The organism is Tenacibaculum sp. SSH1-16 (genome assembly GCF_040104435.1).
Lineage (GTDB): Bacteria > Bacteroidota > Bacteroidia > Flavobacteriales > Flavobacteriaceae > Polaribacter > Polaribacter mesophilus.
Window position 1 is genome coordinate 479422 of record NZ_JBECOV010000002.1, and the last position, 7314, is coordinate 486735.

The window sequence follows — 7314 nt, forward strand, 5'->3', positions numbered from 1 at the left end:
CTTACTATATATTTGGAACGGTATTAGTTAGTTTAAAGTTTATACCTAATACCGTACTTTTTTACTTCTTAAATTTTTCTAAGGCTTTTTTGGTAAACTCGGATAAAACAAGCTTTCCAGAAGTCTCTGCACGTTCTATTAACAGTTCTTCCCAGTGTTCCGTTCCAATCCACAACGCTCTTTTCATTTCAACCAATGCTTCTGGGTTATACGAAGCTAATTTTTCTGATAAGATTTCAACCTCTTTATCTAATTCACTTTGTGTTTCAAAAACACGCGCATACAACCCTTTTTCTTTCGCCCAATACGCATTTTTCCAGCTCGTTGCATCTAAGGTTAACTCTGCCAATCCGCTTACGCTTATTTTGCGTTCTACGGCAGGTGCAATTACAAACGGACCAATACCTATCGTAAACTCAGAAAGTTTAATAGAAGCGTGCTCTGTAGCTAATACATAATCACAAGCAGCTGCTAATCCAACTCCACCACCTACAGTTTTTCCTTGTACTCTACCAACAACTAGCTTCGAACAACGTCGCATCGCATTAATAACATTCGCAAATCCTGAGAAAAAAGCTTTCCCATCTTCTAAATTATCAATTGCTACCAATTCATCAAAAGAAGCTCCAGCACAAAAAGCTCGTTCTCCTTCTGATTTTAGTACAATTACTGAAACTTCATTATTAATTGAAAGCTTATCAAATTCATTTGCTAAACGTTCTAATAACACACTTGGAAAGGAGTTACTTGCTGGATGCCCAAATTCAACCGTAGCAATCTTATTTTCAATATGTGTATATAAACTTCCGTTTTCTCTAGTTGTAGTCATTTGTTTATTGTTGTTTGCTCAAAATTACGTTTTTTGAGCAAGTGGTAAAAACTTTCTTCTAAACTTTATAATTAATGGAGTTCCTCTAGCAATCATCCACAGGAAAAAAGCAATCCAAATAGCATACAGTTTATAATCTAGTGAATCAAAAAATAATAAGGTTGGGACAAATACGAATCCTGTTGCTAATAATAAAACGTTTCGTAAGTACTTCATTTCTCCCATACCTTTAAACATTCCGTCATAAATAAAAGCGATAGAACATACAGGCTGCATGAGTAAAATAATCCAAAAAGTATTGTAAAATTGTTTTAAAACCTCAGGTTCTTTCGTGAATATTTTTCCTATAAATTGATATAAAACAAAACCTACAACTGTGAGTAAGAGTCCGAAAAGGAATCCGTATGTAATTAATCGATTTCCTAACATGACTAAGGTTTTATATGCTTTTGCTCCTAATAATTTTCCTGATAATATATTTCCTGCAGAAGAGTAGCCGTCAATCATAAAAGCGCCCATAAGCCATAAATTGAAACCAATCGTATAAGCTGCGATATAAGCGTCGCCATAATCAGTAGCATAGGAAGTACCAAAATATAAAGCAACATTTAACGCTATAGTTCGCACAAATAAATTTAAAACCATGTTTATAAACTTTGGTATTTCAGCATTAAGAGGCAGGTTGAACCTTAATGGAATATCTGTCTTCTTTAACAATAATACCGCCGAAATTATTGCCATAGTAGCTTGTGCTACAACACTTGCATAGGCTGCACCTTGAATATGCATTGCAGGAATCAAGCCTTCTATTCCATATACCAATACAACATCCAACCCTATATTAATAAACGTACCTATGAGTGCTATTACCATCGGATAATACGTGTTTTGCAACCCTCTAAACGTACCAAAAACAGCAATCGTAAAAAGCGTAAACGGGAATCCGAAAACACGAATTTTGTAATACGAAACAGAATAGTCTAAAATGGTTCCTGAAGCATTATACAACTCAAAAATTTCTTTTGCAAAAGGGTAACTAATTCCTAAAATAAGCGCACTTACCCCTAACACAATAACAATAGCTTGTGCTGGTAGGTTTTTTATTTCGTCAAGTTTATCAGCTCCTAAATATTGAGAAACGATAGAAGAAATTCCGCTACGTGTTTGCCCAAATACCCAAATTAACATGGATAAAAAAGCCCCTACAATACCAATCGCAGCAATACTTTCGGTAGCATTGTGCTCAATGTTACCTACGATGGCTAAATCTGTGGTAGAAAGTAACGGTTCAGCAACACCTGCAATTAATGCAGGCATTGCTAATTTATTTATGTGTTTAAAACTAATGTTGTGTTGCATAATAGTTAACAAAAATAACTATTATTGAAGTTGGAAAATGAAATTGCAGTGTATTGTTTTATTAATGTTATTTAAGAGCAAATCTCACATTTACCTGTTAAAAAAACAGTAGCACTCTCTATGATATGATTTTCAACCTGAGGAATTGAAATATCAACTGATAAACATGTTACTTTTTTGCAGTCAGTACATTGAAAATGAGGATGTATATCATTATGATGATGCGAAGAACAACTAGTACATTTAGCATACCATTTTACACCTTCTTTCCCCATAAAAGAATGTATAACGCCATCGTTTTCCAGACGATCCAAAACTCTATAAACCGTAGTTTTATTCATTTCGTCATTTAATTTGCTTACTAAATCAACAGCAGCAATTGCTGAGACTCCAGACTCAAATAAGCTTAATAATTTTTTTACTGCTTTTGTTTTCCTAATAACTCCCATAAAACTAATTAATGCAACATTATTGCAATTAAAAAAATAATGTACTTTTGCTTTTCAAAATACTAGATTAAGAAAATCAATGGTACTCAAACAAAAATCAGATACATTAGGAGCTTTGTCGAGCGGTCTATGTTTGGTACATTGCGTATTTACACCTTTTCTGTTTGTTATACAATCTCATGCTACTTGTTGTAGTCATGAAGCAGTTCCTTTTTGGTGGAAAAGTATAGACGTTTTATTTCTAGTCATTTCATTTTTTGCTATTCAAAAATCCGTTCAAACTACTTCAAAAAAATGGATGCAGTATGCTCTTTGGATTACGTTTTTGATTTTGTTTATAATCATTTTAAACGAATATACACAAGCCATGAAATTACCTGAAGAAAGTATTTATGTACCATCATTAGGTTTAGTGTTTCTACATATATATAATAGAAAGTATTGTCAATGTGCAAACAACACTTGTTGCGCTAATAATTAAATAGTTTAAGTAATAAACAAGCATGATTACATAGGTGATAATCACATTTTAACAAATATTAAAACACCTTTAACACCAAACGCTATTGATAAATCAGACGAAGAAAAGATTGTAAATATTCAAGGTCATTTTGCAAAAATAATGGAGGAGCTCGGTTTGGATTTAACAGATGATAGTTTGTCTGGGACACCTTATCGTTTTGCTAAAATGTATGTTAAAGAGTTGTTTTATGGATTGAACCCAGCTAATAAACCCAAAGCTTCTACTTTTGATAATAAATACGGTTATAGTAAAATGTTAGTGGAACAAAACATTACTATCGATTCTTCATGTGAACACCATTTTCTTCCTATTAGTGGCTATGCACATATTGGTTATATTCCAAAAAATAGGGTTATCGGGCTTTCGAAAATTAATCGTTTAGTAGATTATTATTCACACAGACCACAGGTACAAGAGCGATTATGTTTACAAATCTTAACAGATTTACAAGAAACTTTGGAAACAGAAGATGTAATTGTACTGGTGAATGCAAAGCACCTATGTGTTTCTTCTCGCGGAATTAAAGACAAGAATAGTTACACAACAACTATTGAGTACGGAGGAAGTTTTAATGATTTAGCTGTTCGTAATGAGTTTTTTAAAATTTGTGAGTTTGAAAATAGAGAATAATTAACCTATTACTTCTTCGTTAACATTCGTTTTATTTCATTCAGCTTCATTAAAGCTTCAATAGGTGTTAGTGTATCGATGTTTGTAGTTAAAATTTCTTCTCGAATATCTTCTAACAACGGATCATCTAACTGAAAAAAGCTCATTTGCATATCTTCATGCTGTGCTTCTTTCAAGGTTTCTTTTACCTCCTTGTGTGAATGTGAGTTTTCTAACTCTTTTAGAATTTTGTTTGCTCTATGAATTACCATACTTGGCATTCCTGCTAATTTTGCCACGTGAATTCCAAAACTATGATTACTTCCTCCAGCTACTAACTTACGTAAGAAAATAATACTATTATCTAACTCTTTTACCGATACATTAAAATTCTTAATACGTTCAAACGTGGAAGTCATTTCGTTTAACTCGTGATAATGCGTTGCAAATAGTGTTTTTGCTTTCGATGGGTGTTCGTGTAAGTATTCCGAAATTGCCCAAGCAATAGAAATTCCATCATAAGTAGATGTTCCTCTTCCAATTTCATCTAATAACACCAAACTACGGTCTGAAATGTTATTTAAGATTGATGCAGTTTCATTCATTTCAACCATGAATGTCGACTCTCCCATCGAAATATTATCACTCGCACCTACTCTGGTAAAAATCTTATCCACCATACCTATTCGAGCATTTTGAGCAGGAACATAACTTCCCATTTGTGCCAATAATACAATCAAAGCTGTTTGACGTAAAATTGCCGATTTACCCGACATGTTAGGACCTGTAATCATGATAATTTGTTGCTGATTACGGTTCAGCACCACATCGTTCGCTATGTATTCTTCGCCTATTGGTAATTGTTTTTCAATAACCGGGTGGCGACCATTTTTGATTTCAATATCGGTACTATCGTCCATCAAAGGGCGCACATAATTATTCTCGGTAGCTAAGGTTGCGAAAGATTGCAACACATCAATCTTAGCTACATTTTGAGCATTTTGTTGTACTGGTTGTACAAAGCCTATAATGTACTGTACTAACTTGGCAAAAATCTCCGTTTCTAATTGCTGAATTTTCTCTTCTGCTCCTAAAATTTTTGCTTCGTATTCTTTTAATTCTTCAGTAATGTAACGCTCTGCATTCACTAAAGTTTGCTTACGAATCCACTCTTCAGGAACTTTATCTTTATGCGTATTTCTAACTTCAATATAGTATCCAAAAACATTATTAAACGCAATTTTTAAACTCGGAATCCCTGTACGTTCCGTTTCACGAGCTAGCATCGTATCTAAATACTCTTTTCCAGAGTTTGAAATGTTACGTAATTCATCTAACTCTTCTGAAACTCCGTTTGCAATCGCATTTCCTTTATTTATATTTACAGGGGCTTCTTCTAAAACAGTCTCGGTAATTTTATCAATTAATTCATCACAAGTATTAATTTTTTCTCCTAATAACCTAACGGCAGCGTTTTCGCTGCTTTCTGCGGATTCTTTTATCGGAAGAATCGCTTTTAACGAATTTTTCAACAAGATGACCTCTCTTGGAGATACTTTACCCGTAGCAACTTTCGATATCAATCGTTCGATATCAGAAATTTGTTTTAATTGGTAGGTTACAGTTTCAGAAAAAGTATCGTTATCAATTAAAAACTTCACTAATTCGTGTCGCTGCTGAATTTGGTCTAAATCTTTTAACGGAAGGGCTAACCAACGTTTTAACAAACGCCCTCCCATTGGAGAAATCGTTTTATCAATTACATCTAGTAACGAAACCGAGTTCACCGAATTCCCACCGTATAACTCTAAGTTTTTTACGGTAAAGCGATCCATCCACACATAATTATCTTCCGCAATTCTGCTAATAGATTGTATGTGTTCTATTTTGTTGTGTTGTGTTTCCGATAAATAGTACATTGCTGCACCACCTGCCACAATTCCATATTCTAACTCTTCAACTCCAAATCCTTTTAACGTTTTTACCTTAAAATGATTTCGAAGTAATTCATCTCCATAATCTTTTTGAAACACCCAATCATCCAAATAAAATGCATGAAAACGATTTGTAAAAGCTTCTAAAAATCGTTGCTTGTGTTTCTTTTCAACCAAAACTTCACTTGGCGTAAAGTTTTGTAAAAGCTTATCTATGTATTCTTCATTTCCTTGTGCTATGAGGAACTCTCCGGTAGACACATCTAAAAACGAAACTCCTAATAGCTTTTTCCCAAAATGAACGGCTGCTAAAAAGTTATTCGACTTCGATTGTAATACCTCATCGTTCAACGCAACTCCAGGAGTTACCAATTCCGTCACTCCCCGTTTCACAATCTTCTTAGTCATTTTTGGATCTTCTAACTGATCACAAATAGCAACACGCAATCCAGATTTTACTAATTTAGGCAAATACGTATTTAAAGAATGGTGCGGAAACCCTGCCAATGCTGTTTCACTTTCGCTGCCACTTCCTCTTTTGGTTAAAATAATACCTAAAACTTCTGACGCTTTTACAGCATCTTCTCCAAAGGTTTCATAAAAATCGCCTACTCTAAATAATAACATCGCATCCGGATATTTTGCCTTGATTCCGTTATACTGCTGCATTAATGGAGTTACCTTTTTTGCCTTTGTTTTTGCCAAGTTTCTAGATTTTTTGGGTTAGTTTTGCGAAGATAGAAAAGTTTAGAGTTTCTTTTGTTTCAAGTTATCCACAACTTTAAACTTTTGAACCTGAAAACCACTTTATGAGAAAATTAAAAAACAGCGAACTAGGCAGGAAAACAGTTGAAGAGTTTAAGCAAACTAACAAAACTCCCATCATTGTAGTATTGGATAATATTCGTAGTTTGAATAACGTAGGTTCTGTTTTTAGAACTTCGGATGCTTTTTTGATTGAAAAAATTTACTTGTGTGGTATCACTGCTACGCCCCCTAACAAAGAAATTCATAAAACTGCTTTAGGTGCCACTGAATCTGTAGATTGGGAATATGTTGAAAATACTATAGACTTGGTTGAAAAATTACAAGCAGAAAACGTAAAGGTCTTATCTATAGAACAAGCAGAAAATAGTACAATGTTAGATACTTTTACTCCTGAAATTGACCAAAAATACGCAGTAGTGTTTGGAAATGAAGTAAAAGGTGTACAACAAAAGGTTGTTTCTGCTTCTGATGTTTGTATTGAAATTCCGCAATTAGGAACCAAACACTCGTTAAATATTTCGGTAAGTTGTGGTGTGGTGTTATGGGATTTGTTTACTAAAATGAAAAAGTAACATCATTATTAACAACAATAATAACTAAGTAATTTACTTAATTAGAGTTCATAATTCAAAGATTACTTCACTTTAGCCTGTCTTGAGCGAGAACCGAAAGATTCGCAATTGTAAAGGTTAACTAATTCGTTGACAAAATCTTATATTTTGTTATGCGTATAAATACAGATGATTTAACTCTAGTTCGAAGCTATTTACAGAAGTATCAATTTTTGATAAGTGAGTACGAACAAGTAAAAAACAAGACACACCCTCGTTATCGTTTTGTAAA

At 33.6% G+C, this 7314-nt stretch carries 7 protein-coding genes; 3 read left to right on the forward strand and 4 right to left on the reverse strand.

The genetic code is table 11. The features are described 5' to 3' along the window. Positions 1 to 61: 61 nt before the first annotated feature. From ABMY20_RS04840 to ABMY20_RS04850, 3 genes are all read right to left on the reverse strand, one after another. The gene (locus tag ABMY20_RS04840; protein WP_167712630.1) at positions 62 to 829 is read right to left on the reverse strand and encodes an enoyl-CoA hydratase/isomerase family protein; all 768 of its coding nucleotides are present in this window, start codon (positions 827 to 829) and stop codon (positions 62 to 64) included. Between the two features lie 24 nt (positions 830 to 853). Continuing rightward, complete coding sequence (locus tag ABMY20_RS04845; RefSeq protein ID WP_253679305.1) at positions 854 to 2188, reverse strand: MATE family efflux transporter; 1335 nt, start codon at positions 2186 to 2188, stop codon at positions 854 to 856. A 71-nt stretch (positions 2189 to 2259) separates the two neighbouring features. Further along, the gene (locus ABMY20_RS04850; protein WP_159488636.1) at positions 2260 to 2637 is read right to left on the reverse strand and encodes a transcriptional repressor; all 378 of its coding nucleotides are present in this window, start codon (positions 2635 to 2637) and stop codon (positions 2260 to 2262) included. Between the two features lie 79 nt (positions 2638 to 2716). Here ABMY20_RS04850 and ABMY20_RS04855 point away from each other — a divergent pair, with 79 nt between their 5' ends. Both ABMY20_RS04855 and folE read left to right on the forward strand, forming a co-directional pair. Next, complete coding sequence (locus ABMY20_RS04855; protein ID WP_173359012.1) at positions 2717 to 3118, forward strand: MerC domain-containing protein; 402 nt, start codon at positions 2717 to 2719, stop codon at positions 3116 to 3118. Between the two features lie 12 nt (positions 3119 to 3130). Next, complete coding sequence (gene folE, locus ABMY20_RS04860) at positions 3131 to 3790, forward strand: GTP cyclohydrolase I FolE (RefSeq protein WP_173359046.1); 660 nt, start codon at positions 3131 to 3133, stop codon at positions 3788 to 3790. An 8-nt stretch (positions 3791 to 3798) separates the two neighbouring features. Here folE and mutS read toward each other — a convergent pair whose 3' ends face one another. Continuing rightward, positions 3799 to 6408: a DNA mismatch repair protein MutS gene (gene mutS, locus ABMY20_RS04865; RefSeq protein WP_349264766.1), complete on the reverse strand. Its 2610-nt coding sequence runs from the start codon at positions 6406 to 6408 to the stop codon at positions 3799 to 3801. Positions 6409 to 6512: 104 nt separating this feature from the next. Here mutS and ABMY20_RS04870 point away from each other — a divergent pair, with 104 nt between their 5' ends. Beyond that, complete coding sequence (locus ABMY20_RS04870; protein ID WP_159488644.1) at positions 6513 to 7043, forward strand: RNA methyltransferase; 531 nt, start codon at positions 6513 to 6515, stop codon at positions 7041 to 7043. The last annotated feature ends 271 nt before the right edge of the window (positions 7044 to 7314 follow it).

Excerpts from the sequence above, each read along its gene's own strand:
- ABMY20_RS04840 (WP_167712630.1), bottom strand. The coding sequence starts at position 829 with ATGACTACAACTAGAGAAAACGGAAGTTTATATACACATATTGAAAAT.
- ABMY20_RS04845 (WP_253679305.1), bottom strand. The coding sequence starts at position 2,188 with ATGCAACACAACATTAGTTTTAAACACATAAATAAATTAGCAATGCCT.
- ABMY20_RS04850 (WP_159488636.1), bottom strand. The coding sequence starts at position 2,637 with ATGGGAGTTATTAGGAAAACAAAAGCAGTAAAAAAATTATTAAGCTTA.
- ABMY20_RS04855 (WP_173359012.1), top strand. The coding sequence starts at position 2,717 with ATGGTACTCAAACAAAAATCAGATACATTAGGAGCTTTGTCGAGCGGT.
- ABMY20_RS04870 (WP_159488644.1), top strand. The coding sequence starts at position 6,513 with ATGAGAAAATTAAAAAACAGCGAACTAGGCAGGAAAACAGTTGAAGAG.